Origin of the sequence: Halorubrum laminariae, assembly GCF_024494655.1 — an archaeon.
In the GTDB taxonomy this organism is placed as follows: domain Archaea; phylum Halobacteriota; class Halobacteria; order Halobacteriales; family Haloferacaceae; genus Halorubrum; species Halorubrum laminariae.
This window is the reverse complement of record NZ_JANHDL010000006.1, coordinates 119797-146271: the sequence shown is the minus strand read 5'-3', so window position 1 is coordinate 146271 and position 26475 is coordinate 119797. Positions and strand designations below refer to the sequence as shown.

Below are 26475 nucleotides of genomic sequence, written 5' to 3'. Positions count from 1 at the left end.
CTTCCGCGGTCCCGACGGTTAAATCGAGGGGAGAATCGCCTCGATACCGGGCGTGCCGAGCGACCGGACGCTGCCGATCGCCCGCAAGTCTTATGAACAGATACGTGCATTAGTGTACACTAATGGAGGACGATTCTGCGCTGGCTCCGGCGGTCGAGTCGATACTGGCGACCGCTAGGGAGCGAGCCGCCGAGGGGGGGACCGACCGCGTGGCCGTCGATCCCCGCGATCTGCGCGCCGCATTTGACCGCGCCGAAGCCGACGGTCGCGTGCCCGTGATAGCCGAGGTGAAGCCGACGAGTCCGACGACCGAGGGAAGCCGCGAGGACGACCCCGTCGCACTCGCCGAGGGGATGGTCGCGGGCGGAGCCGCGGCGCTCTCGGTGCTCACGGAGCCGGAGCACTTCGGCGGGAGCGTCGACACGCTCGAACGCGTCCGCGAGGCCGTCGACGTGCCGGTGCTCCGGAAGGACTTCGTCGTCGCCGAGTCGCAACTCGATGCGGTCGCGAGCGACGTGGTCCTGCTCATCGCGCGTTTTGTCGGCGACGACCTTCCCGCCCTGCTCGACGCGGCCCGCGACCGCGGGTTTCAGGTCCTCGTTGAGGTCCACGATCGCGCGGAGCTCGCCGCCGCGATCGACGCGGGCGCGACGTTCGTCGGCGTGAACAACCGCGACCTCGCGAAGCTCGAGGTCGACCTCGAAACCTTCGAGTCGGTCGCGCCCGAGGTTCCCGACGACGTGACGCTCGTCGCCGAGAGCGGGATCGGCTCGCCCGCCGACGCCCGCCGGATGCGCGCGGCCGGTGCCGACGCGCTGCTCGTCGGCAGTGCGATCATGGACGGCGACGTGACGGCGAACACCCACGCGTTGACGCGGGCCGAGGCGGACGAGAGTGAAGAGACGGACGAGAGTGAAGAGACGGAGGCGGACCCCACGGAGACATCCACATGAGCGAATCCGACACGCGAACGACTGACGAACCGGACGCGGCGGTACCGTCGCGACGCCAAGGTCGCGAGCGCGGCCGCGACGATGGGAAGTTCGGCCGCTACGGCGGCCAGTACGTTCCGGAGGCGTTGATGCCGGCGATCGAAGAACTGACCGACGCCTACGAGCGCTACGTCCTCCGCAACGAGGACGGGTTCATGGACGAACTGCGCGAGCGGCTCGCAGACTTCGGCGGCCGACCGACACCGCTCCAACGCGCCGACCGGCTCTCGGAGCGGTACAATCGCGAGGTGTATCTCAAACGCGAGGACCTGCTCCACGGCGGCGCGCACAAGCTGAACAACGCCCTCGGGCAGGTTCTCTTGGCGAAGTACATGGACAAAGAGCGGATCATCGCGGAGACCGGCGCGGGCCAGCACGGCACCGCGACCGCGATGGCGGCCGCCCACCTTGACATGCCCTGCGAGATCTACATGGGCGAGCGCGACATCAACCGCCAGCGCCCCAACGTCTTCCGGATGAAGCTCAACGGCTCGGAGGTGAATCCGGTCACGGCCGGTCGCGGCACGCTGAAGGAGGCCATCTCGGAGACGATGCGCGACTGGGCGACGACCGTCGAGACGACCCACTACGTGATCGGGTCCGTCGTCGGCCCACACCCGTTCCCGGTGATGGTCCGCGACTTCCAAGCGGTCATCTCCGAGGAGGCCCGCGAACAGGCGATCGAGAAGGCCGGCGAACTCCCGACTGACGTGGTCGCCTGCGCGGGCGGCGGCTCGAACACGATGGGGTCGTTCGCGGCGTTCGTCGATGACGAGGACGTGGCGCTCCACGCCGTCGAGGCGGGCGGCTCCACCCTCGAAGTCGACGAGGAGGCCGGCGTCGCGCCGAACTCCGCGTCGCTGTACGCGGGCGAGGAGGGTGTCCTTCACGGCGCGCGGACGAAGCTCCTGCAGGACTCGGACGGCCAGATCATGGAGAGCCACTCGATCTCCTCCGGGCTCGACTACGCCGGCGTCGGCCCCGAGCTCGCCTACCTCGTCGACGAGGGGCGTGTGAGCCCCGTCGCCGTCGACGACGACGACGCGCTGGCCGGGTTCCATCGCCTCTCGCGGACCGAGGGGATCATCCCCGCGTTGGAGACGGCACACGCCTTTGGATTCCTGGAGGAGCACCACGAGGAACTGGGCGACCGCGTCGTCGTCACCGTCTCCGGCCGTGGCGACAAGGACCTCGACGCCGCCATCGAGGAGACGGACAAACGCGACGTGCCAGAGGCTCCCGACATGTCGATGTTCACGGGGGGGATCTGAGATGGCGGGCGGACGCGGGAAGTCGGACGCGAACTCAGACGAGGAGACGGAGACAGAGACGAAAACGGGCAACTCCGCGGCCATCGCCGCGGCCTTCGCCGACGGCCCCGCGTACATCCCGTACCTCGCCGTCGGCGACCCCGATTACGAGTCGTCGAAGGCGTACGTCGAGGCGCTCGACCGCGGCGGTGCGGACGTGATCGAACTCGGGCTCCCCTTCTCGGAGCCGATCGCGGAGGGGCCGACGATCCAGGGGGCGCTCGTGCGCGCGCTCGACGCCGGGATGACGCCCGATCGGTTCTTCGAGTTCGCGGAGGAGCTCGACGTGGACGCGCCGCTCGTCTGCATGACGTACTACAACCTGATCTACCAGTACGGGTCGGGCGACGGACAGGGCGTCTCGGACGCGAACGGGGACGCCGGGAGCGCCGGTCCCCGCCCCTTCGTCGAGCGCGCGGCCGCCGCCGGCATCGAGGGGCTCGTCGTCCCGGACCTCCCCGCGGAGGAGGCGGAGCCGTTGCGCGCGGCGTGCGACGAGTTCGGGCTGGATCTCGTCTTTATCGTCGCGCCCACCACCGTCGGCGATCGACTCGATCGGATCCTGAATCAGGTCTCCGGCTACGTCTACGTGCAGGCGCGCCTCGGCACGACCGGCGCGCGCGAGGATGTCTCCGACCAGACCACGGAGAGCCTCGGCCGACTCGCGGACTACGACGTGCCGAAGGCCGTCGGATTCGGCATCTCGACCGGGGACCACGCCGAGCGGATCGTCGCCGGCGGTGCCGACGGGATCATCGTCGGCTCGGCGCTGGTCGACATCGTCGCCGACGGCGTCGAGAACGACCTCGCGACCGACGCGGTCGCCGAACAGCTGGAAGCGCTCTCACGAGAGCTGAAAGCCGGTGCAGAGCGCGGCTACGCCGCTCGGATCGAGCCCGCGGAGTCCACCTGACGGACACCACCCCACCAATCTGCCAACTGGCCCGGCCGGCGGACCGGTTCGAGCCAATACGTCCCCGAACGAAACCGACTTACCTTCGATTGCCACACGTTCACACAACGACTGACCTCACAATGACAGCAGGACTCACAGCACGACTCCGGCGCATCTCCACGAACGACCGATTTCTCATCGTCCCGATGGACCACGGGATCACGATGGGCGCGGTCGAGGGGCTCGTCGACATCGAATCGACCATCGACGGCGTGACGAGCGGCGGCGCGGACGCGGTACTGACGCAGCGCGGCATCGCGGGACGCGTCCATCCCAACAAGAACGACGCGGGGTACATCGTCCACCTCAACGGCTCGACGACGATCGGGCCCGACGAGAACGACAAGCGCGTCACCGGCACAGTAGAGGACGCCGTCCGGGCCGGCGCGGACGCCGTCTCCTTCCACATCAACGTCGGCTCGGACCACGAGCCGGATCAGATCGAAGGGCTCGCCGAACTCACCGCGGACGCCGAACGGCTCGGCCTCCCCGTGCTCGCGATGGCGTACGCCCGCGGTCCCGGCGTCGACGAAAGCGATCCCGAGTCGCTCGGTCACGCCGTCCGGCTCGCAGAGGAACTCGGTGCGGACGTGGTGAAGACGGGCTATTCGGGCGACGGCGACTCCTTCGAGCGCGTCACGGAGTCGACTCGGCTGCCGGTCGTGATCGCCGGCGGTTCGAAGGGGTCCGACCGCGAGACGGTCGAGATGGTCCGCGGCGCGATGGACGGCGACGCCGCCGGTGTTTCGATGGGTCGATCGATATTCCAGCACGACGACCCCGAGGGTATCGCTCGGGCGGTCTCGGCGATCGTTCACGATGACGCGACGGTCGACGAGGCACTCGCCGCAGGCGGGTTCATCGAGGTGTAGCGGCTCGCACGACCCCGGATACCGGGTTAGCAGGCGGTGTGTGTCCGTTCCTGTTTTTCAGGCTCTCCGACCGGTCCGTGCGGACCGACCGGCTGCTCGACGTGGAAGACAGTCACAGATGTCACGTCGCGGTCCGATCGCGCGCAGGCGTACGCCGCCACCGGTCGATACTGTGACTCGCCGGCACTTTTCATCCTGAACCCGAACTGATGCCAGAGGGTCGTCGGATACGTCTCCGCCGCGTCCGGCGGCCGATCGTACGTGACCGCCTGTCCGTCGCGCACGTCGATCGCGTCGCCCGATTCGAGCGTTCCGCGGACGACGTACCAGCTTGAGGCGTCCGGTGGGTTCGGCGCGAAGAACGACCAGCTCACCTCCGACAGCTCGCCGCTCGACTCCGCCGCCGGGAGGTCGACGAGTCCGACCCCTGCGGCCTGCCACCACACGAGCGCCACGAAGGCCCCCACGAGCAGTAAGGTGGCTCCGACCCGGATCCCGCGCCGAGTCCGTGACGGAGCCGGAGACACGGTCTCGTTCGCGTTCCCGCCGTCACTTCGGTACGCGTCCACCGTCGGTCGAGAGGGGGCGGGGAGCGTCGACGTGACGGCCTCGACGCGGTTCCAGACTTCAGTCGGCAAAAACAGGAGGAGGATCGCGACCATGACGAACGGGAACACGCCGAGCCGCATCGTCGCGGCCATGCCGAGGTGTGCAGAGACGAACGCAACGACCAGTCCGACCCTGAGCCGTCCGGTCGCGACGATCAGCAGAACGGACGAGGAAAGCAGCGCGATCCAGAGCCAGTTTACCATCGTGAGGACTGCGACGTGGTCCGAAACGAACGGCCCCAGCCGCACGATGAACTCCTCCAAATGGAAGATCCGAGGGACCGCAGTGCCCGACATCCACGGGTCGCTCCGGTACTTGGAGACCGCGTTCCCCGCGTAGATCGACACGAGCGTCAGGAGAAGGACAGCCGTCCCGACCGAACAGAGTCGCCGATCAACGCCGTCTTTTCGCTCGTCAGCACAATCGTCAGGTCCCCGTTCGTCGGATCCGCGTCCACCGACATCATCGCGAGCGCTACCGCCGCTCCGGTGGGACCCGTCGAGCGACCAGCGAGCGTCGAGCGGGAGGAAGAGGCTCAAAAAGAGGAACACGACGAGAATCGTGTTTCCGCCGTTGATCACGTACGGGTTCCGAGCGTACAGCGACGCGAGCAAGACGAGGGAGAGACCCGTCGACGCCCGCGTTCGATACCCGACGAGCAGGCAGACGGCGATACAGGCGGCGACCGCGATCAGCCCAGTTTGTACCCGCGCCGAGCCGGAGATCGCGTGGAGCGAGACAGTCTCTAGCAGCGGATAGGCCTCGGCGAGCGCCGAACGTGGAAGAACCCCGTCGTCGGTGTAAAACGCCTCTATCCCCGGAAGCCGATAGGCCAGCAGATCGCCGAGGAGGACGAGCGCCAGCGCGATCCGGAACGCGCCGAGCGCTCGCGAATCAATCCCGAGGTGTGGCGTGGCGCGCTCGCGGAGGGACTCGCGCGCCGCCGCGTATCGGGAGCCCGCGTTCGAGAGCCGCTGGCGTGGTGTCGTCATTCGGATGCGTACGTCGTACGATACGATCTCAGCGATAAGTGCTTTGTCGTCTTCGGCGTTCACCGTCGCCCGCAACGCCCGACCCTTTCGCAGTTTTCAAGCCCGCGCGCCGTGAGACTCCGACAATGACACGCACGGTCTGGGTAAAAGCCGATGGAAGCGTCGGCGACTGGGAGGCGCGTAAACGACGGATCACGGCCGCCATCGAGGCCGGCGCGGACTGGGTTCTCGTTGACGAGGGCGACGTCGGACGCGTCCGCGAGCTTGGCGACGTGAACATCGCCGCGTTCCGCTCGGAGGCAGACGTCATCGACGACGCCGAGAGCGACGCGGAGGCCGATGCCTACTTCGTCGGCAAAGGGGGCGAGGGCGACGGGACGATCGACCTCCCCGACGACTTCTCCGGCTCCGCCGACCTCTCGACGATTCGGCGGCGAGACGACCGCGCGCAGGGGGCGTACGTCCGCGTGCTCGGGACCGAGTACGAGCGGTTCGCCGAGACCGCCGCAACGGACGCTGAATTCACTATCATCGTCGGCGAGGACTGGTCGATCATTCCCCTCGAAAACCTGATCGCCCGCGTCGGCGAGGAGACGCACCTCGTCGCCGGTGCGACGACCGCGGCCGAGGCGAAGACCGCCTTCGAGACGCTGGAGATCGGTGCCGACGGCGTCCTGCTCGATGCGGACGCGCCCGACGAGATCCGCGGCGCAGTCGACGCTCGCGACGCTGCCGACCGCGAGACGCTTGATCTCCGACACGCCGAGGTGACGGCGGTCGAGCAGACGGGGATGGCGGACCGCGTCTGCATCGACACCGGCTCGCTGATGGACGACGACGAGGGGATGTTGATCGGGTCGATGTCGCGCGGGCTCTTCTTCGTCCACGCCGAGACCGCCGAATCGCCGTACGTCGAGTCGCGGCCGTTCCGCGTGAACGCTGGCGCGGTCCACGCGTACGTCCGCAACCCCGAGGGCGGCACGAACTACCTCGCCGAACTGTCGAGCGGCGACGAGGTCCAGGTCGTCGACACCGACGGTCACACCCGCGAGGCGATCGTCGGGCGGGTGAAAATCGAGAAGCGGCCGATGTTCCGGCTGCAGGCGGAAGTCGAGACCGACGACGGCGTTGACCGCGTCGAGACGCTCATCCAGAACGCCGAGACGGTGAAGGTCGCGACGAGCGAGGGAAAAACCGCCGTTACCGACCTAGAGGCCGGCGACGAGGTGCTCGTCTACTACGAAGACGTGGCACGCCACTTCGGCGAGGCCGTCGAGGAGAGCATCATCGAGAAGTAACGCGACCGTTTGAGAGGCGCGGTCCGGAGTGGGTGGTGTGGCCGAGAGTGGGTGATGTGGCCGTACGACAGGCGGAGACCGAAGCTCAGCCACAGCATATTGTGTCAACCGTAAGGGATATTTGTGTCACTCGGAATCGGGGCACATGGCAGTCGCGAACGAGAGTCGCCGCGTCCCGGAGCAGGGCTTTTTCGACCGAGTCCGTCATCTCGCGGACGCCGCGAATCCGGCGTTCGCGGCCGGATGTCTTCTCGTCCCGCTCGCGGTCCTCGCGGCGAGTGTGATCGCGTCGAGCACCACGCTGCTCTTTTATACCCACGTCGCCGCCGGCGCGGTGTGGTTTGGGTTCGCGCTGATCTTCCCCGCGCTCATCGGGCCGACGCTCGGTGGCCTCGACGACGAGTCCTCGGCCGCCGTAATGGGGACCTTGGTGCCGAAGGCCGTCTTCTTCCTCGTCGGCTTCTCGCTCACGACGGTGCTGTCGGGAACGGTGCTGTTGACCGGCGGTCTCGGACTCGGCTACGGCTTTTCGAGCACGTTGTCGTCGGCCGCCCTCGGGGTCGGCTGGGGGCTGTTCGCCTTCGGGCTCGCGGTCCCGCACCGGCTCCAACTCAGCGCGTACTACGAGAGTCAGTCGCCGGATCCGGACACCTCGCGGCTCGAATCGATCGAGAAGAAGAACCTCGTCGTCGGCCTGTTCGAGACGGCCGTGATGCTCGTTCTCATCGCGCTGATGACCGGGTTCAGGCTGTGAGAACGGCGACCGCGGTCCGATCGGTTTTGGCAATCGAGATCTAGATCCCGAACCGCTCCGTCCCCGCAGCCTCACACCTCCCCAGCCTCGGTCAGAGGCGGCCGCCGGACCGCACCGCATCGCGGCCGCCCCTGCCCTCCCTCGCGCGGTCGATTCGGCCCTTTATAAAGGGCCGAACCGGCACGCGCCACCGCACCGCTCGTCTGTTTAGACGCGATCGGTGGGTCTGTTTAGACGCGATCGGTGGGTCTGTTTAGACGCGATCGGTGGGTCTGTTTAGACGCGATCGGTGGGTCTGTTTAGACGCGATCGGTGGAACTGATCGACGTAGCTTATACGCCGTACAGCTCGCCGTACTTCGCCTCGACGTAGTCGGTGAAGGCGTCCGCGGAGAGCGCCTCGCCGGTGGCGCGTTTCACGAGCTCGTTCGTCTCGTAGCGGGAGCCGTGCTGATGGACGTTCTCGGCGAGCCACTCCTGAAGCGGCTCGAACTCGCCCGCGGTGATTTTGTCGTCGAGGTCGTCGATGTCGTGTTCGGCGGCCGCGTACAGCTGGGCGGCCATCACGGAGCCCAGCGAGTAGGTCGGGAAGTAGCCGAAGTTCCCGTGGCTCCAGTGGATGTCCTGGAGACAGCCCTCGCTGTCGGTGTCGGGGCGGATCCCGAGGTACTGTTCGTACTTGTCGTTCCACGTCTCGGGCACGTCCTCGACCGCGAGATCGCCGCGGACCAGGTCGCGTTCGATCTCGAAGCGGACGACGATGTGGAGGTGGTAGGTCAGCTCGTCGGCCTCGACGCGGATGAGGTTGTCCTCGTACACTTGGTTTACGGCCTCGTAGGCGTCCTCGACGGTCGCGTCATCCGTTTCGGGGAACTGCTCCTGAAACGTCGGGAGGAACCGCTCCCAGAACGCCCGACTCCGGCCGACGTGGTTCTCAAAGAGCCGCGACTGCGACTCGTGGACGGACAGGTCGCGGTCGTCGCCGAGGGGCGTGCCGAAGTGCTTCTGTGGAAGTCCGAGGGCGTACTGCGCGTGGCCGTACTCGTGGATCGTCGAGCCCACCGCGGCGAGCGGGTCCGACTCGTCGAATCTGGTCGTGATCCGGCAGTCAAACTGGTTGCCCGACGTGAACGGGTGCGAGGAGACGTCGAGCCGGCCGCGGTCGAAGTCGTAGCCAACCAGATCCAAGGCGTCGCGCGCGAGCGCCTCCTGCTCGTCCTCCGGGAACTTCCCCTCGAAGGTGTCGACGGCGAGGTCGGCGTCGGACGCGCGGATCGCGTCGATGAGCGGGACGAGCGTCTCCCGGAGTTCGTCGAGGATCGCCTCCGTGCGCTCCATCGAGAGACACGGCTCGTACTCCTCGAACAGCACCTCGTAGGGGTCCCGATCGGGGTCGATGTGGTCGGCGTACTCGCGTTTCAACTCCACGTGCCGTTGGAGATGCGGCGCGAACCGGTCGAAGTCGTTCTCGTCTTTCGCTTTCTCCCACGCCTGTAGCGCTTCGGTGCTCGCCTCCGAAATCTCCTCGACGAGCCGTCGCGGAACGGCGTCCGCGCGCTCGTACTCGCGTGAGACCTCCCGCACGACGGCCGCCTGCTCGTCCGTGAGGTCGGCGTCGGCGAGCGTGTCGAGCAGGTCACCGGTCTCCGCGTCGGTGATCATCTCGTGACGGATCGACGAGAGCGTGGAGAGCTGTCTCGATCGGGCGGGCGTGCCGCCCTCCGGCATCATCACCTGCTGGTCCCAGCCGAGCACGCCGGCCGCGCTCCCGACCGTGTTCCAGCGCCGAACGCGATCGAGCAGGGCGTCGTACGCGTCGTGGGCGTCTGACGTGTCGGCGTCGTCTGCGTCGTCTTCGACGGCTTCCGTTCCCATACGACACGGATGGATCGCGCGACATAAGAACTGACCGCCGGCGTCGGCCGCGCCGGCGCGGGTGAATTCGTCCAGTCGCCTCGGCGACGAGCGCGACCTATTTCTCTCCGGCCGCCGAATCGCCGCCAACGAATGACAGACGACGATTTTATCGACCTGCGATCAGACACCGTCACGCGACCCTCCGAGGCGATGCGCGAGGCGGCCGCGACCGCCGAGGTCGGCGACGACGTGTACCGCGACGATCCCACCGTCAACGAGTTGGAGCGACGCGCCGCCGACGCGGTCGGGACCGAGGCGGCGCTGTACGTCCCCTCGGGAACGATGGCCAACCAGATCGCCGTTCGCGTGCACACCGACCCCGGTCAGGAGCTCTTACTGGACCGGGAGTCGCACCTCTACCGGTGGGAGCTTGCGGGCGCGGCGACGCTCTCCGGCGTCCAGACCCGGCTGGTCGACGCCGGCGCGCGCTGTGTGCCGTCCGCGGATCGAGTGCGGTCGGAGACCGTGACAGAGGACCTTCATCGTCCCGGAACCGGCCTGCTGGCACTGGAGAACACGCACAACTACCGCGGCGGGACGGCGGTCCCCGCTGACCGGATCGCCGCGGCCGCAGAGGCGGCACACGAGTCCGAGATTCCCGTCCACCTCGACGGCGCGCGGGTGTTCAACGCTGCGGTCGCGCTCGGCGTCGACGCGAGCGACATCGTCGCGCCCGTCGACAGCGTGGCGTTCTGTCTCTCGAAGGGGCTCGGCGCGCCCGTCGGCTCGATACTCGCGGGCGAGGCGGCGTTCATCGAGGAGGCGCGACGGGTCCGGAAGCTGTTCGGCGGCGGCATGCGACAGGCCGGGATCATCGCCGCTCCCGGACTACTGGCGTTGGAAAGCGTCGATCGCCTCGCTGACGACCACGCCAACGCCGAGCGGCTGGCCGCGGGGTTGGACGCGATAGCGGGCGTCGACGCCCCTGAACCGGACACGAACATCGTCGTCGCCGACACCGAGGCGGCCGATATCGCGGCCGCCGACCTCGTCGCGGCCTGCGAGGACGCCGGTGTCGGCTGCGTCGAGTTCGACACGCATACCACGCGGTTCACGACGCACCGCGATGTCGACGCAGCGGACATCGATGCCGCGGTCGACCGCGTCGCCGCCGTGGTCGGCGACCTGTAGAGACAGCGGCTCCAGAACGCGCCTCACCGATCGAACCCGTTCTCGGCGACGATCCGCCTGACGCCGACGTACGCGACGGCCGCGATAGCCACGTACGTGACGACGAGCGCCGTGGTCGTCACATCTGCGCTGTCGATCGCGAGCCGCGCGACCGCGTTGGCGGGGCCGCCGTCCATGGCCGTCGCGCCGCCGAAGAGCGCGAGGACGCCGATCGAGTAGAGGAACTGCGCGGCCCGACGATCGGGCGCGAGTGCCGAGAGGGCGACCGCGAGTGCGACGACGAGCGCCGTGAGCGCGGTCATCAGCGCGAGGATCGAGGGGACGTTCGCCACGGGCGTCCCGTTCGCGCGGAGCAACAGCAGCCACAGCAGCGCCTGTGCGGGCGCGATGGCGACCGCCGCGAGCGCCTTCCCGTCGACGATCTCGCCGAGGGTCACGGGCGCGACGCGGAGGAGTTCGAGCGTCCCCTCGTCGATCTCCTCCGTGATCGAGTCGACGACGAGCGAGCCGGAGATGAACACCGGCAGGAACACCAACACCGGGATCAACACGGTGTACGTGAACGTGAAGTACGGACTGGAGCCGGTCCGTTCCGGCAGCGGAAGCGGCGATTCGTCGAGGTAGGCGGCGCGGTCTCGACGCTCGTCCAGCTCGTAGGCGCGCAACACCTCCCGTAGCTGGACGACGAGGACGGTCGTCTCGACCGTGGCGTCCGGCGCGGTGACCCGCACCGCGATCCGCTCGCCGCCTCCGTCCCCGGCGTCGACCCGGTCCGCGACCACCACCGCGTCGGCGGCGTTGCGGTCGAACGCGCGTTTCGCGGCCCCGACGTCGGCGTACGTCGTGACGCCGACACTTGGGACCTCGGCGGCGGCTCGTTCAAGCCCGTCGACCGCGTCGCCGCTCGCGGCCACCTCGATCTCCGCGGCGTCGAGCGCGCCGGGGTCGTACATGGAGACGAGTCCGACGACGAGAAACGACGAGAACGCCGCGATGAACAGCTGGATGCCGATCGCGAGCAAGATCGTCTTCTCCGCGCGCAGCCCCGCCAGCTCGCGGCCGGCGATCGTCAGGCGGCTACCCATGGATGCTCACCACCGCGAAGTTATACGCCGCGTGGAGCAGCGTCGCCAGCGCGAGCGTCAGGACGTACCCGGTTCGATCCCTGCTCGCGCCCACCGCGGTCACCGTCGTTGCGACACTGTGGAGCGCGAGCGGCGCGAACACCAACGCAACCAGTACGGGCGCGGACAGCCCCTCCAGTCCGGCGACGCTCCCGAAGGCAGCCCGGCCGACGTACAACTCCGTGAGGCCGACGGCCTGCACGACCGCGGTGGCCTTCTCCGCGAGGAAGAATCCCGTCGCGGAGGCCACCCCGACTGCGACGGCGACCCGGTCGGTGCGGGCGAACACACCGCGCTCGAAGCCGGCGTAGAGATGGACGCTCTTGGCGACCTCCTCGATGAAAGCGATCGCGACGAGTAACACGGGTATCGAGACGGTGATCGGCAGCGCGAAAAGCAGCGCGACAGCCATCAGTTCCGCGACGAACACGAAGGGTATCGTGCAGGCGGTGAGCAGCGCCACCGGAGCGAGCGCCCGGCCCCACGTGCGAACTCGCGTTCGGGGGCGTGGAGATGCGTCAGTTTCGGCCACACTTCGCGCGGCCGTGTCAGTCCGTCCGGCGACTCCCACCGGGGCGAGCCGCACGGCGAGCGCGTCGAGGAACTTCCGGCCGATCGGCTTCTGCGTGAACATGTCCTCCTCGCGGTAGACGCCGAGGCCGAGCGCGAACAGGAGTCCGGCCCCGATCGACATCGGCGTCGTCGAGAAGAGCACGTCGCCGGCGGAGACGGCCTCCCCTTGCAGGTCGAAGACGACGAGCGTGAGCGGCGACACGAGCGCGACCGGCGTGACGTTGGTGAATATCGCGGGGACGAACGCGTAGGTCGTAAGGAGGACGCTCACGCCGACGGTGACGAAGGTGAGTTCCTTGAACGACCGAGCGAACATTGCGCCAACGAACGTCGCGCCGAGAAACGCCATCGCGACGGGGAACACGGCGACCACGGAGAGCGGGCCGCCGCCGACCGCGACGGCGATCAGCGTCGTGATCGCTCCCGCGAGCGCGACGTACGGGAGCGTCTTGCCCGCAACGATCTCGGCCGGCGACAGCGGGGTGACGAGCAGCGGCTCCCCGCGGCGGTTCGTCCGCTCGTCGAGAATGGAGGACCCATAAGCTTGGATGAGGAAGTTCATCGGGACGAGGAAGACGAACGCTAGAAGCAGCGAGACGAACGGGAACGGCGGCGAAATCGACCCCGGCGATCCGACCGTGTCGGCACCGAAGGTCCCCCCGCCAACGGAGGGAACCGCGAGGCCGTCGCCGTCGCTACCGGTGCCGTCGCCGTCGCTACCGGTGCCGTCGCCGTCGCTACCGGCGGAGCCCGCGTTCGTGCCGTCATCCGATACCGTTCCGTCGTCTCCCGCCGCGTCGTCATCACCGCTATCGGTTGCGTCGGAACCGCTCCCATCCGTCGCCGTGTCCCCGTCGCCGGTGTCCGTGCTCCCCGCGTCGTCTCCGCCCGCGTCGGTGTCGCCGCCGCTTGCATCGATATCAACACCGTCCGTCTCGTCGCCGCTCGTGTCGGAGGAATCAGACGCGTCAGCGGTGGCGTCCGTCCCGTCGGTTTCCGACGTGTCGGCGTCCCCGGAGCCACCGAGCGTCGCGCCGTCGTCGACTCCGTCTGTCCGACTCACGTAGCGGAGGGTGACCGCGACTGGAAACGCCGCCGTCTCGTTCTCCTCGGCGGCCATCAACCGTTCGTTGTGGGCCTCGACAGCGCTCCGAAACTCGGCCGCCGCGGCCGCTCCCTTTCGCGTGTCGCTGGCGCTGACCACGACGCCGATGACGGACGATCTGCCACCGTCGGTCGTCCCGCCGCCGGTCGCCTCGCCGTCGGTCGTTCGATCGGCGGTCCCGTCGTTCGCCGGAATACCGTCAACGTCTCGGACGATCAGGTCCGCCGAGGTCCCCAGCGACGCGCCCTCGGTCGGGACCGCGGTGAGCGCAGGCGCGCGTTCGACCGCGTCCGCATACGGCGAGTCGTCGTCGACGGCCACCCGGTAGACATCGCGGTCGACGTCGAGGCCGACGACACCGGCCGCGAGGCCGCCGCCGATCACGCCGCCCGCGACGGTGAGAAGTGCGAGCGCCGCCAGCAGCGTCCGGCGGTCGACGCCGCCGCCGGCGCGGGCGGCCTCCCATCGGGCGACCCGGAGCACCCTCCGGAGCCGGTCGATCACTTGGCACCCTCCGGCTCTCCCGATACCCGTCCGCCGTCTGTTTCGTCGTCTGTGGACTCGTCATCCGAGGGCACACCGTCCGTGCCGGCGGTGTACCGTCCCGGCATCGGGCGGCCGACGATGTCGAGGAAGACATCTTCGAGGCTCGGCTCGCGCGTGCGAATATCGACCACCTCGCCGCCCGCGGCCGTCACCGCCTCGCGAACCGCCTCGACCGCCGTCATCGTCGGAACCGCGGTCCGGAACCGGTCGCCGACCTCCTCGGTGCGGGCCGCCGGACCGTCGGCGTCTGCGATATCGGCCAGCGCGTCCGTCCGATTCGGCGCGACATCGGAAAACACGTGGTACGTCGTCTCGCCGTGTCGCTCGCGGATCCCGTCGACGCTCCCGCGAGCGACGATTCGTCCCTCGTTCATCACGACGACGCGGTCGCAGACGGACTCGACGTGATAGAGGTTGTGCGCCGAGAACACGACCGTCTTTCCGGCATCGCGCAGTTCGCGGGTGAACTGGAGCACGGAGTCGGTCGTCACCGGGTCGAGCCCGGAGGCCGGTTCGTCGTACACGAGCACGTCTGGGTCGTTGACGAGCGATCGCGCGATGGCGACCTTCCGTTTCATCCCCTTCGACATGTCTCCCAGCCGGCGCTCGCGGTGGTCGAGTCGAAGCCGGTCCAGTGTGGCTTCGATCCGGTCGTCTGCGACATCGCTCGGTACGTCGTAGAGGTCGGCGAAAAACCGCAGATACGAGCGCGGCGTCATCTCCTCGTACAGCGGCGACTCCTCGGGAAGAAAGCCGAGTCGGTGGCGCATCTCGGGATTGCCGGAGTCGAAGCCGGCGACTGTCACCTCGCCGGCGGTCGGTTCGACGAGCCCAGAGAGAACCTTGAGGGTCGTGGTCTTCCCTGCACCGTTCGGGCCGACGATGCCGAACACCTCTCCCTCCCCGACGGAGAACGTACTGTCGACGACGGCAGCGAAGTTCCCGTACGTTTTCCGTAGGCCCGCCACCTCGATCATGCGCCGCACTCTGCTCTCCCACGGGTTAAACCCACCTCCGCGGTTATCGCCGGCGAGAACAGCGGTACGCTTACAGGACCGCTTGACGAACCCGATGCCAATGACGGAGCCCGGAGACGTAGCGGCCGATACCGACCGCGAGGCCGGTGACGACCGCGAGGCTGGTGACGAATCCGAACCGGGTAGGAAACGCGAGGCTGACATCGACCCGGCGGTCGCGGCGACGGCCCGCGAAGAGCTGCGAACGACGTTTACCTACCAAGTCGAGCGGCTCCGCGAGATCGACACCAAGGCCATCGAGATTCTGAAGGCGAACCTTGTGCTCATCGGCATCGTCGTCACAGGCGGCTCGATCGTCGTCCAGACCGAATTCGAACTCGGGGGGTTCCTCAACCCCTTCACGCTGGCCGGCGGCGCGATCTTGCTCGTCTCGACCGGACTGGCCGCCGTCACGTACACCGCGTCCGACCTCCGCGGCGGGCTCACCATCGCCGACGTCGACGCTCTGATCGCCGCCGAACGAACGCGCGACGCTGCCACCGTCGCGAACGGCGACGCAAACGACGAGACGGTGGCCGGTTTTGACGAGCGACTGCTCCGCAGCTACGCGGAGTGGATCGACTACAACGCCCGCGTCATGGCGGTCAACGACCTGCTCGCAACCGTGACCGTCCTCATGGTCTTCCTCGCGTTCGTCTACGTCGTTGCGGGCGTCGTGACCGGCGCGATGGGACTCACGTCTACGGAATCGTGGCTCACGTTCGCCGTTTTAAGCCTGTTCGCCGGCGGCTTCACGTGGATTGCCGCGCACATGGATCACCTCGGCCCCGAGACGCGGCATCCGGCGGCGTCGTTCGACGGCGTGCAGCTCTCGAAGGGGGCAGACCGCAGCGAAGCGTGGTCGTCGCTCCGCGCGATGATCGGCCGTCAACCGCCCGACGATCTATCTGAACCGGACGCGACACCGCCCGACGGGTCACGTGACGAGTGACCGTACGAGGCCGCTACTCCTCTTCTTCCGCTTCCTCGACCGGAATGCGCCCTCGCTCCCAGACGGAGTGAGCGGAGGTCTCGTTCGGTGCCGTGTGTGAAACAGTCTTCATCGTGTCGCGGTCGCTCATGTTGCACGTCGCTTGCGACGAACGCCGCATTAACCCTTCGTGAAAATAGATAATGAATATTAACAATATATAAGGCAACAGGGGCAGTGGAGGCGACTACTCGTCGGTAGTCTTGATGTTCGCCGAGAGCCCCTGTGCCATCCGGATGTCCGTCGAGTTGTTGAGCGTCCAAGCGGTCCGGTCGGTGACCGCCTCGATGATCTCGCGCGCGGAGGGGTTCCCGTTGCCAGACTTCTTGACGCCGCCGAACGGGAGTTGCACCTCCGCACCGATACACGGCAGATTCCCGTACGCAAGCCCCAACTCCGCGTGGTCTCGGTAGTAGTTGATCTGGCGATAATCCTCGGAGACGATCGCACCGGCGAGTCCGTAGTCGGTGTCGTTCTGGATCTCGACCGCGCGCTCGATGTCGCCATCGTACTTCAGGAGCGCGACGTGGGGCCCGAACACCTCCTCGCTGGTACACCGAAGATCCGCGTCGGGGTCGGCTTCGTAGACGAACGGGCCGATCCAGTGTCCCTCCTCGTGGCCGTCGGGGAGCGCCGCGTCGTCGAGATCGGTTCGATCGACGAGCACGTTCACCCCCTCCTCGCGGGCGAGGTCGTTGTACGCGGTAACCCGCTCGCGGTGTGCCGCCTCGATGAGCGGCCCCATGAACGTCTCCTCGTCGAGGGGATCGCCGACGGCGATCGACTCCGCCACCTCGACGAATCGGTCTCTGAACTCGTCGTACACGTCGGCGTGGACGATCAGTCGCTCCGAGGAGACGCAACGCTGACCGGTCGTCTTGAAGCTCGACATCACCGCCGAGTGGACCGCGATGTCGATGTCGGCGTTCTCGGTTATCACGACCGCGTTCTTCCCGCCCATCTCGCAGGCGGCGCGCTTACCCGGGACGCCCCCGAGCGTCTCCTGAATCCGCTGGCCGACCTCCGCGGAGCCGGTGAAGAGGATCGTCGAAACGCCGTCGTGCTCGACGATCGCCTCGCCGGCGTCGCCGAACCCCTGAACCATGTTGAACACGCCGTCCGGCAGTCCAGCGTCCTCAAACAGCTCCGCGATGATCTGGGCACACCACGGGGTCTGTTCGGCGGGCTTGAACACGACCGTGTTTCCTTCGACGAGCGTGACGGCCATGTGCCAGAAGGGGATCGCGACCGGGAAGTTCCACGGCGTGATACAGCCGACGACGCCCCGCGGCTTCCGCCGCATATAGGCGTCTTTCGCGGCGATTTCGGACGGAACCACGTCGCCGTTCGGGTGTCGAGCGTCGCCCGCGGCCCACTCGACCATATGGGCGGCCTCGACGGCGTCGGCTCTCCCCTCGCTGATCTCTTTGCCGCACTCTCTGGTGACTATCTCACCGAGTTCGTTCGTCCGCTCGCGGAGTTCGCGGTACACGTCCCAGAGGAACTCGGCACGGTCGATCCGCGAGCTCTCGCGCCACGCGCCGAACGCGTCGGTGGCCGCCTCGACCGCGCGGTCAACGTCGGCCGGCGTCCCCCGACGGAACTCGCCGAGCGGCTCGCCGGTCGCCGGGTTCTCGCTCGTGAATGTCCGCGAGCCCGAACCGTCGATCCACTCACCGTCGACGTAGTGTCTGTGTAAGTCTACCATAGATAGATGTCTGCGGGTACGGACAAAAGATCACCTCCGAAAAGACACTCCGCGACGGCGCAGTCGGGGACCGGCTACTCCTCGGTGGCAGCCACGCCGTCGCTCGCGTCGGTCGCGGTCGCCCGTTTCTCTAATTCCCCGTTCAGCGCCGCGGCGTCGAAGTCGTGGTCGGGCCGGATGGCGACGAAGTCGAGGAACCGTCGCGCGGCGAGCAGTTCCGTCGTCGAGTAGCTGGTGAGCGCGGCGTCGACGGCGTCGGCCGCGCCGACGAGCGGTTCAAGGGCGGCCAAGGCGCTCGCCAAGTCGTACGAGCGCGCCGACTCGCGACCGTCGTCGCTCACGTTCGTCGCGTCGATGACGTAGAGGTCGCCGTCGCGGACGAGGACGTTCTCGGCGCGGAGGTCGCCGTGTGCAAGGTCGGCGTCGTGGATCGTTCGGAGGGTGTCGAAAAGCGACGGCGCGAGCGCGCTGATGTCCTCGCGGTCAAGTTCGTCGAGGGTCCGGAATTCGGGGAGATACTCCAACACGAGCACGCCGAGGTCGCCGATCGAGAACGCCTCGACCGGCTCGGGCGCGTTCACGCCGAGTTCGCGCACTCTCCGGGTGGCCTCTAGTTCGTGGCGAGCCATCTCATAGGGGGTCTCGTGGCGCTCGAAAAAGCCCTCGGTGCCCGCGGAAAAGGCCCCGAGGTTCCGTCCGGTGGTAAAGAGGGTATGGACCAGCGTGTTCTGCCGCGTGATCACCTTTACGAACAGGTCGTCGTCGACGACCATGGGAGTCGACAGCCAGTTGTCGGCGTCGAGAAAGCGCACGCGCATCGTCTCGCGGTCGTACCGGTCCGCCAGCTCGCGGACGACCCGTTCGATGTCGGGCCAGTTGACGCGACCGCGAACGAGCTGCCGGAGTTCCATACGGGTACGAAACGCGACGACGACTGATAAGTGACACCGTCGCGCGACGGGATCCACGCGAGCGAGCGTGAGCGAAGAGCGGGCACGGCGGGATCCCCGCGAGTGAGCGGAGTGAACGAGCGGGGGTCAGCCGTGCACGTGACTGAACGGAAGTGAGGGAGCGGGCACGGCGGGATTCGAACCGGAGGAAGACGGTCGGCCTCGCTTCGCTCGGCCGCTGCGACTTCCGGGGTTCGAACCACTGTGCCGCTGCTGCTCACATTGTTCGCAGACAGCGGGCACGGCGGGATCCCCGCGAGTGAGCGGAGTGAACGAGCGGGGGTCAGCCGCGCACGTGACTGAACGGAAGTGAGGGAGCGGGCACGGCGGGATTCGAACCGGAGGAAGACGGTCGGCCTCGCTTCGCTCGGCCGCTGCGACTTCCGGGGTTCGAACCCCTGTGCCGCTGCTGCTCACATTGTTCGCAGACAGCGGGCACGGCGGGATTCGAACCCGCGATCGAGAGGTTAGGAACCTCTCGCCCTGTCCGCTAGGCCACGCGCCCGAATAGAGAAAACCGCCGCGTCCGGAAATCGGTCGGCGTCGCAGGCGGGGTTACGCGCTCGTCTCTTTTTCGGTGTCGATGTCCTCAAACTCCTCGTCGTCGTCATCGAGCGTCGAGTCCGCCTCGTCGTCTTCGCCCTGCATCTGTTTCAGTTCGTCCTCGACCTCCTCGCGGCCTTTCTTGAATTCGCCCATCGCCTGCCCGGTAGACCGGGCGAGCTTCGGAATCTTGTTCGCTCCGAACAGGAGAACCAAGACGAGCAGGATGATGAGGAGCTCCGGCCCCGCCGGAATGCCGCCGATCAGTGGAATCGCGCTTGCCATCTCTATACGGGCGTAGCTCTCTGGCGACTATAGTCTTTTTGCCTCGATAGGTTCGAGGCTCCCGAGCGTGCGTCGTCGTCGCCGAGCGGGACGGTGCAGATCGTGAGCGGTGGCCGTCTCTCCTTCCGATCGACGCCGAAACTGTGATACGCCTCGCCGCCGATCGGACGGTATGACCGATATCGGCGACGATGCTCCAAGCTTCGACGCGTCGATCGTAGACGGTGACATCGAGTCGTTCGAGTTGGCCGACCGCATCGGCGACGAGCCGGTCGTGTTGGCGTTTTTCCCGGCCGCCTTCTCGAACACCTGCACCGACGAGATGGAGGCGTTTCGCGACGAGTTCGACCGCGACGGCTGCACGCTTCTCGGCGTGAGCACCGACCTCCCGCACGCACTCGAAGCCTACCGAGTGCAGTACGACCTGCCGTTCGCGCTCGTCGCCGACCCAGACCACCGCGCTATCGAGGCGTACGACGTGATTGAGGAGTTCGAGCGCTACGGCGTCGACACGGTCGCACAGCGGGCCATCTTCGTGATCGACACCGACGGCGTCGTGACCTACCACTGGCTCGCCGAGCACTCGGGCCAAGAGCCCGACTACGACGCGGTCGCGGCAGCGATCGCGGAGGCGTCGTAGGCGGACTACTCTCGGAGATACCTACTGAGGATCGAGACACTCGCCGGCGACCGAGACGTTGTCGGCGTCGACCGCGACGGTCCCGGCGTACGTGGCGCAGACGCCGGTGTCCCACGCGAGCCGTCCCTCCCAATCTCCTCCGGAGACGACGACCTCGTGGCGTCCCGTCGCGCCGACGGTCACCTCGAACGCACGGGCGACGCCAGCGTCGACGCGGTCAGTCGTCTCCTCGTACGTTGTCCCGTCGTCGTCTCGCACGACCACGTCGACATCGACCGGTGCGTCGCCGTCGTTGCGGACCGTGAGGTCGAGTCGTCCGGAGTCGTTCTCATCGGATCCGAGACAGCCCGCGACCGCTGCCATGCTCGCGAGCGCGGCCGTCGCGGTGAGGAGTTCACGCCGATGCATAGTGGCGACTCGTCGCTGGTGGACTTGAATCCCGCCCACGCGGCGTTTCGAACGCGACGCGTGTTGTATGAGTAGTTCAGGCGGCGCGCCTACTCGGCGTCGCCGGCGGCGTCGTCGCTCTCGGCGTCGCTGGCGTCCCCGTCGTCGGCGTATGCCGATTCGGGCACGATGTCCACGGACGCGACCTCGTCGTCCGGATCGAGATTCATCACGATGACGCCCATCGTGTTGCGTCCGACGGTCGATATCTCCTCGACGCGGGTTCGCATGATCTGCCCGTCGGCGCTCATCGCGAGGAGGTGATCGCCGTAGGTGACCGCCTCGATGGCGACGACCTCGCCGTTGCGGTCGCCGGTCTTGATGTCGACGAGCCCCTTTCCGTTGCGGGACTGGGGGCGGTACTCGTCGAGGTCCGAGCGCTTCCCGTACCCGTTCTGGGTGACGGTGAGCACCCAGTTGTGTCGGTCCTCGTCGATCGCGGCGACCCCGGCGACGGCGTCGCCGTCGCGCAGGTCGATACCGATCACGCCGCGGGCGGTGCGGCCCATCGCCCGCACATCCGGCTCCTCGAAGCGGATAGCCATCCCGTTCCGGCTTCCGATGACGATGTCGCGATCGCCGCCGGTTACCTCCACGTCGACGAGTTCGTCGCCGTCTTCGAGCCGGATCGCGCGAATTCCCGTCGACCGGATGTTTTCGAACTCGTCGACTGCGGTCCGTTTGATGTACCCGTCGCGGGTGACCATCGTGAGGAACTCGTCGTCGTCCAAGTCCTCCGTGTTGACCACCGACTCGATCTCTTCGCCGTCGTCGAGATCGAAGAGGTTGATCGCAGACTTGCCGCGGGCCGTCCGCGACATCTCCGGGATCTCGTACGTCTTCAGTTCGTAGATCTGTCCGTGGTTCGTGAAGACGAGGAGGTAGTCGTGAGAGTTGGCAGCGAACACGGAAGAGACGCGGTCGCCCTCCTTGAGTCCGGTGCCGATGATCCCCTTCCCGCCGCGGTTCTGCGCGCGAAACGTGTCGAGCGACATCCGCTTGATGTAGTCGTCCTCGCTCATCACGACGACGCACTCCTCTTCGGGGATGAGATCCTCGTGGGTCACGTCGCCGACGTCTTCGATGAAGCTCGTCCGGCGCTCGTCGTCGTACTCGGCTTTGATCGCCTGCAACTCATCGACGATCACCTGATCGAGTTCGTCGGGGTCGTCGAGGATCGCCTCCAGCCGCTCGATCCGAGCGATAACGTCCTCGTACTCCGACTCGATCTCTTGGGTCTCCATCGAGGTGAGCGAGCCGAGCTGCATCCGGACGATGTGTTCGGCCTGCGCCTCGCTGAACTCGTAGTCGGCCTCAAGCGCCGCCTTCGCCGCGTCGCGGTCGTCGGAGTTCTGAATGGTCTCGACCACGCTGTCGACGTTGTCGAGCGCCTTCAGCCGCCCCTCCAAGATGTGTGCGCGGTCCTCGCGCTCCGCGAGTTCGTGTTCCGAGCGCCGCCGGATCACGTCGCGGCGATGTGCGACGTAGTGTTCGAGCGTCTCTTTCAGGTCCAAGACCTGCGGCGAGCCGTCGACTAAGGCGAGGTTGATGACGCCAAACGTCCGTTCGAGGTGGCTCTCCAGCAGCTGGTTTTTCACCACTTCGGCCATCGCGTCGCGCTTGAGTTCGACGACGACGCGGATGCCGTCGCGGTCGGACTCGTCGCGCAGATCGCGGATACCCTCGATCGCACCCTCGTTGACGTCCTCGGCGATCCGCTCGACGAGCCGCGATTTGTTCTGCTGGAAGGGAAGCTCCGATATCACGATCCGACCCTCCTCCTCGTCGACCTCGAACTCGGCGCGGACGCGGACGCGGCCGCGGCCGGTCTTGTACGCCTTGTGGACCGCGTTCCGCCCGACGATGTTCGCGCCGGTCGGGAAGTCTGGGCCCTTGACGTGCTCCATGAGATCCTCGACGGTGCAGTCGGGGTCGTCGATCAGCGCGACCGTGGCGTCTATCACCTCGCCGAGGTTGTGCGGCGGGATGTTCGTCGACATCCCGACGGCGATCCCCGACGAGCCGTTGACGAGCAGGTTCGGGAACGCCGACGGCAACACCTCGGGCTCTTCGAGTCGGTCGTCGTAGTTCGACGAGAAATCGACCGTGTCGCGCTCGATGTCGGCCAGAAGCTCCTCCGCGATGGGAGACATCCGGGCCTCGGTGTATCGCATCGCCGCGGGCGGGTCGCCGTCGACGGAGCCGAAGTTCCCCTGCCCGTCGACGAGCGGGTACCGCATCGAGAAGTCTTGGGCCATCCGCGCGAGGGTGTCGTAGATGGCGCTGTCGCCGTGCGGGTGGTAATCACCCATCGTCTCGCCGACCACCGACGAGGACTTGCGGTGCGCAGAGTTGCTCGTCACGCCCGCCTCGTGCATCGCGTAGAGGATGCGCCGGTGGACGGGTTTGAGCCCGTCGCGAACGTCCGGGAGCGCCCGACCCGCGATCACCGACATCGCGTAGTCGATGTACGACTGCTCCATCTCGTCTTCGATCCGGGCGTTCGTCACCTGCGCGGCGCGGATGTCGTCGGGGTCGGCGTCGGGGACGTCCGAGCTCATATGTCCACCCACTCCGCTTCAGTCGCGTGTTCCTTGATGAACTGCTTGCGCGGCTCGACGGCGTCGCCCATCAGCACGTTGAACATCCGGTCAGCCGCGGCCGCGTCGTCGATCGTGATCCGCTTGAGCCGGCGGTTCTCCGGATCCATCGTCGTGTCCCACAGCTGGTCGGGGTTCATCTCGCCGAGCCCCTTGAACCGCTGGACCTGCGTCGGGTTCCCGTCGCACTCCTCCTCGACGATCCGGTCCCGTTCCGCCTCCGTCATCGCGTCGTACGTCTCGCCGCGATAACGGACCCGGTACAGCGGCGGCTGCGCCGCGTACACGTAGCCGGCCTCCAAGAGGGGCTTCATGTGGCGGTACAGCAGGGTGAGCAGGAGCGTTCTGATGTGAGCCCCGTCGACATCGGCATCTGTCATTATAATTATCTTATTATACCTGACATCTTCGATGTCGAACTCCTCGCCGATCCCCGCGCCGATCGCGGTGATCAACGCGCGGATCTCGTCGTTCTCCAGAATGCGGTCGAGCCGGTGTTTCTCGACGTTGAGGATCTTCCCCTTGAGCGGGAGGATCGCCTGATTCTCGCGGTTGCGGCCCTGCTTGGCACTGTTGTGAACGAACACACCGGAATCGAGAGCGAAGTTGTGGGTTCCGGGTACTTCGAGATCGTACACGTCTTCAGTCTCTCTGATCGGTTCCACGGACGCAACCGAGTGGTTGTGTGTTTGGACGGTCTCGATCAATGCCGATTCGTCTTCGAAGAATTTCTCTATCGTCGTCGATTTCGTGAGGACGTTCGGCCCGGCCTCTGCCTGTCTACGTTCGTCGTAGTTTCCTAGGTCGCCTTCGTCTTCGAGGACCTCCTTCATGAACGGAATCGTGTGTTCGAAGTACGTCTGGTTGTACGCCTCCATACGCTGTTCTCGGAACTCCTCGTCCCACTGTTCTTCCGTCTTCTGGCTCCGCCATTCGCGTAGGTCTTCGTCGTCCCACTGTTCGTTCGCCTCTTCCCGTCGTTTTTTGATTGCCTCTGGGTTGTTTTTATAATACGCTTCGACCCGCTCAGACTGTTCTTCGCGGTGTGACTCGTCTGCCCAGTACTTCCGAGCTTCCTCGGTGAGACGCTCGCGTACCCGCTCTCTGTATTCGGGGTGCGTATCGTAGTACTCCTGCCACGCTTCCCGCATCTCCTTGCGGTACTCTTCGTCTTCCCACTGTTTTATCGCCTTCTCGCGGAGGATCTCCACCGTCTCCTCTCGCTGCATGCGATCGCTCATCTTCTCGCGGAACTCCTCGGTTCGTTTGAGTTCTCGGAGCTTCTCAAACACCTCCTCCGTGTGTAGCGTCTGTTCCGCGTGCTTGCGGTGTAACTGCATGTGTTCGTCTTTTGCGAGCCGCTCGATGTTGTCCGGACGGTTGTTTCGCTTGTCGAAGTCGACGTGGTGTTTGTGTTGTCCCTCACCCTCGTCGTACCGGCCGTGTTCCAGATTATACCGGTCTGCGAGAAGATGAGTGAACTCCCAAAAGTCACGCATTACCGGCTGTTTCACCATTTCGTAGCCGTCAATTGTGATGTTCTCCTCGTCAGTATCTGATGTCTTGCGGTACAGAGGCATGAGTGACTGACCGCCTTCGAGATATCGAGCCTCGCAGTAGCTCCCGTCTCTGAGCATGAACTCGTGGTCGGGAGTACACCGTATCGTCTCGCCGTTGTCGAGAGTAACTTCGACGAGATCTGCATCTGTTTTCGTGACACGTGGATTTGCGACCTGCTGGATTCCGATTTTCCCATCGGAATCGACCGTGTAACAGTAGTGTGTCCGGCCGGATTCGTGCTCTTCGACGAGATCCTCGAACGTGATCGATCGGCCGGAGGCGAGTGCGATCTCCGTGTCACCAGTAAAGCATCCGCCGGCGCTGTCTCCCTCGACGACGAACAGCTCCGCCTCGGTGGGGTCGCGGGTCTGACAGTCGGCGAGCTTGCCGGGCAGCGCCGTCGACTCCAGCGCCGACTTCCGCCGGGTCAGCTCCTCAGCCTTCTTCGCCGCCTTGCGCGCTCTCGCGGCCTCCGCGGCCTTGTGGACGACCTTTCGGGCGGTGTCGGGGTTCTCCTCGAAGAACGTCCCGAGCTTGTCGTGGGTCGCGGACTCGACGATACCGCGGACCTCGCTGTTTCCGAGCTTGGTCTTCGTCTGCCCCTCGAACTGCGGGTCGGGGTGTTTCACCGAAATGACCGCGGTGAGCCCCTCGCGGACATCTTCGCCCTTGAGATTCGCGTCGAGGTCGTCGACGAGACCGTGCTCGTTGGCGTAGTCGTTGACGGTCCGCGTCAGCGCGGTCTTGAACCCGGTGAGGTGGGTGCCGCCCTCGCGGGTGTTGATGTTGTTCGCGAATGCGTGGACTGAGCCCTGCAGTTCCTCCGTCGCCTGCATCGCGACCTCGACGTGGATGTCGTCCGCCTCGTCCTCGAAGTAGATCACCTCGTCGTGGATCGGCGTGCGGGCCTCGTTGAGGTACGAGACGAACTCCCGAATGCCGCCCTCGTACTCGAAGGTGGTCTCGTCGCCAGCGTCGTCGACCGCATCGGGTTCGCGCTGGTCGACGAGCGTGACGGCGACGCCGGAGTTGAGAAAAGCGAGTTCGCGCAGCCGACTCGCCAGCGTCGAGAAGGCGAACTCGGTGACCTCGAAGATCTCCGTGTCGGGCCAGAAGCGAATCTCGGTCCCCGTCTCCTCGTCGTCGGCCATGTCGCGGACGCGTTCAAAGCCGTCCTCTTCGGGCTCGCCGCGCGCGAACGCGTGGTGGTAGACGCCGCCGTCGCGTTTCACTTCGACTTCCAGCCGCTCGGAGAGGGCATTGACGACGCTGACGCCGACGCCGTGGAGGCCGCCGGAGACTTGGTAGGACTTGGAGTCGAACTTGCCGCCGGCGTGGAGGACGGTCATGATCACTTCGAGAGCCGGTCGGTCGTACTTCTCGTGGGTGTCAACCGGGATCCCGCGGCCGTCATCGCTGACGCTGACGGAACCGTCGTCATGGATCTTGACGGAGATATCGTCGCAGTAACCCGCGAGCGCCTCGTCGATCGAGTTGTCGACGACCTCGTAGACGAGATGGTGGAGTCCCCGACCGTCCGTGGAACCGATATACATCG

At 66.5% G+C, this 26475-nt stretch carries 21 protein-coding genes and 1 tRNA gene; 9 read left to right on the top strand and 13 right to left on the bottom strand.

All coding sequences use genetic code 11. The features are described 5' to 3' along the window. Window positions 1-122: 122 nt before the first annotated feature. From trpC to NO887_RS12015, 4 genes are all read left to right on the top strand, one after another. A complete protein-coding gene (gene trpC / locus NO887_RS12030; protein WP_256418528.1) occupies window positions 123-953 on the top strand; it encodes an indole-3-glycerol phosphate synthase in 831 nt (276 codons plus the stop codon). Beyond that, window positions 950-2263: a tryptophan synthase subunit beta gene (trpB, locus tag NO887_RS12025; RefSeq protein WP_256418527.1), complete on the top strand. Its 1314-nt coding sequence runs from the start codon at window positions 950-952 to the stop codon at window positions 2261-2263. The genes trpC and trpB overlap by 4 nt, the downstream gene beginning before the upstream one ends. A gap of 1 nt (window position 2264) precedes the next feature. Further along, window positions 2265-3215, top strand: a complete 951-nt coding sequence (trpA, locus tag NO887_RS12020) for a tryptophan synthase subunit alpha (RefSeq protein ID WP_256418526.1) — start codon at window positions 2265-2267, stop codon at window positions 3213-3215. Between the two features lie 122 nt (window positions 3216-3337). After that, window positions 3338-4129 carry a 2-amino-3,7-dideoxy-D-threo-hept-6-ulosonate synthase gene (locus tag NO887_RS12015; protein ID WP_256418525.1) on the top strand — a complete coding sequence of 264 codons (792 nt, stop codon included), beginning with the start codon at window positions 3338-3340 and terminating at the stop codon, window positions 4127-4129. A 26-nt stretch (window positions 4130-4155) separates the two neighbouring features. Here the strand turns inward: NO887_RS12015 and NO887_RS12010 are convergent, their stop codons facing one another. Beyond that, window positions 4156-5730 carry an HTTM domain-containing protein gene (locus NO887_RS12010; RefSeq protein WP_256418524.1) on the bottom strand — a complete coding sequence of 525 codons (1575 nt, stop codon included), beginning with the start codon at window positions 5728-5730 and terminating at the stop codon, window positions 4156-4158. Between the two features lie 125 nt (window positions 5731-5855). Here NO887_RS12010 and NO887_RS12005 point away from each other — a divergent pair, with 125 nt between their 5' ends. Together NO887_RS12005 and NO887_RS12000 are read left to right on the top strand one after the other, a co-directional pair. Beyond that, entirely contained in the window at window positions 5856-7028 is a 1173-nt protein-coding gene (locus NO887_RS12005) for a 3-dehydroquinate synthase II (protein ID WP_256418523.1), read from the top strand. Window positions 7029-7173: 145 nt separating this feature from the next. Beyond that, window positions 7174-7782: a hypothetical protein gene (locus tag NO887_RS12000; RefSeq protein WP_256418522.1), complete on the top strand. Its 609-nt coding sequence runs from the start codon at window positions 7174-7176 to the stop codon at window positions 7780-7782. 332 nt (window positions 7783-8114) lie between these two features. Here the strand turns inward: NO887_RS12000 and NO887_RS11995 are convergent, their stop codons facing one another. Beyond that, entirely contained in the window at window positions 8115-9656 is a 1542-nt protein-coding gene (locus tag NO887_RS11995) for a carboxypeptidase M32 (RefSeq protein WP_256418521.1), read from the bottom strand. Between the two features lie 132 nt (window positions 9657-9788). Between NO887_RS11995 and NO887_RS11990 the strand changes: the two genes are divergently transcribed. Further along, entirely contained in the window at window positions 9789-10829 is a 1041-nt protein-coding gene (locus NO887_RS11990) for a threonine aldolase family protein (protein ID WP_256418520.1), read from the top strand. Window positions 10830-10852: 23 nt separating this feature from the next. On the opposite strand, the gene NO887_RS11985 is transcribed toward NO887_RS11990, so the two are convergent. Genes NO887_RS11985 through NO887_RS11975 form a run of 3 tightly spaced genes read right to left on the bottom strand, consistent with a single transcriptional unit; the run spans window position 10853 to window position 15154 of the window. Continuing rightward, window positions 10853-11914 (bottom strand): ABC transporter permease, encoded by a 1062-nt coding sequence (locus tag NO887_RS11985; RefSeq protein ID WP_256418519.1) that lies wholly within the window; start codon window positions 11912-11914, stop codon window positions 10853-10855. Further along, the gene (locus NO887_RS11980) at window positions 11907-14135 is read right to left on the bottom strand and encodes an ABC transporter permease family protein (protein ID WP_256418518.1); all 2229 of its coding nucleotides are present in this window, start codon (window positions 14133-14135) and stop codon (window positions 11907-11909) included. The genes NO887_RS11985 and NO887_RS11980 overlap by 8 nt, the downstream gene beginning before the upstream one ends. Then, window positions 14132-15154, bottom strand: a complete 1023-nt coding sequence (locus NO887_RS11975; protein WP_256418517.1) for an ABC transporter ATP-binding protein — start codon at window positions 15152-15154, stop codon at window positions 14132-14134. Before NO887_RS11975 ends, NO887_RS11980 begins: the two co-directional genes overlap by 4 nt. A 100-nt stretch (window positions 15155-15254) precedes the next feature. On the opposite strand from NO887_RS11975, the gene NO887_RS11970 reads away from it, so the two are divergent. Next, complete coding sequence (locus NO887_RS11970) at window positions 15255-16145, top strand: hypothetical protein (RefSeq protein ID WP_256418516.1); 891 nt, start codon at window positions 15255-15257, stop codon at window positions 16143-16145. A gap of 13 nt (window positions 16146-16158) precedes the next feature. Here NO887_RS11970 and NO887_RS18805 read toward each other — a convergent pair whose 3' ends face one another. The 5 genes from NO887_RS18805 to NO887_RS11950 all read right to left on the bottom strand — a co-directional run bounded on the left by NO887_RS18805 (window position 16159) and on the right by NO887_RS11950 (window position 19670). Continuing rightward, entirely contained in the window at window positions 16159-16305 is a 147-nt protein-coding gene (locus tag NO887_RS18805; protein ID WP_465261979.1) for a DUF7989 family protein, read from the bottom strand. 66 nt (window positions 16306-16371) lie between these two features. After that, window positions 16372-17892: an aldehyde dehydrogenase family protein gene (locus tag NO887_RS11965; protein ID WP_256418515.1), complete on the bottom strand. Its 1521-nt coding sequence runs from the start codon at window positions 17890-17892 to the stop codon at window positions 16372-16374. Window positions 17893-17966: 74 nt separating this feature from the next. After that, window positions 17967-18803: an RIO1 family regulatory kinase/ATPase domain-containing protein gene (locus tag NO887_RS11960; RefSeq protein ID WP_256418514.1), complete on the bottom strand. Its 837-nt coding sequence runs from the start codon at window positions 18801-18803 to the stop codon at window positions 17967-17969. Window positions 18804-19274: 471 nt separating this feature from the next. Then, window positions 19275-19347: transfer RNA gene (locus tag NO887_RS11955), tRNA-Arg, on the bottom strand. Window positions 19348-19397: 50 nt separating this feature from the next. Then, on the bottom strand, window positions 19398-19670 hold the full coding sequence (locus NO887_RS11950) for a Sec-independent protein translocase subunit TatA/TatB (RefSeq protein WP_256418513.1): 273 nt from the start codon (window positions 19668-19670) through the stop codon (window positions 19398-19400). A gap of 172 nt (window positions 19671-19842) precedes the next feature. Here NO887_RS11950 and NO887_RS11945 point away from each other — a divergent pair, with 172 nt between their 5' ends. After that, a complete protein-coding gene (locus NO887_RS11945) occupies window positions 19843-20310 on the top strand; it encodes a redoxin domain-containing protein (protein ID WP_256418512.1) in 468 nt (155 codons plus the stop codon). A gap of 21 nt (window positions 20311-20331) precedes the next feature. Here NO887_RS11945 and NO887_RS11940 read toward each other — a convergent pair whose 3' ends face one another. From NO887_RS11940 to gyrB, 3 genes are all read right to left on the bottom strand, one after another. Next, window positions 20332-20718, bottom strand: a complete 387-nt coding sequence (locus tag NO887_RS11940; protein ID WP_256418511.1) for a hypothetical protein — start codon at window positions 20716-20718, stop codon at window positions 20332-20334. Between the two features lie 89 nt (window positions 20719-20807). Then, window positions 20808-23318 carry a DNA gyrase subunit A gene (gene gyrA / locus NO887_RS11935; protein WP_256418510.1) on the bottom strand — a complete coding sequence of 837 codons (2511 nt, stop codon included), beginning with the start codon at window positions 23316-23318 and terminating at the stop codon, window positions 20808-20810. Then, complete coding sequence (gyrB, locus tag NO887_RS11930) at window positions 23315-26473, bottom strand: DNA topoisomerase (ATP-hydrolyzing) subunit B (RefSeq protein WP_321169357.1); 3159 nt, start codon at window positions 26471-26473, stop codon at window positions 23315-23317. The genes gyrA and gyrB overlap by 4 nt, the downstream gene beginning before the upstream one ends. Window positions 26474-26475: the final 2 nt, after the last annotated feature.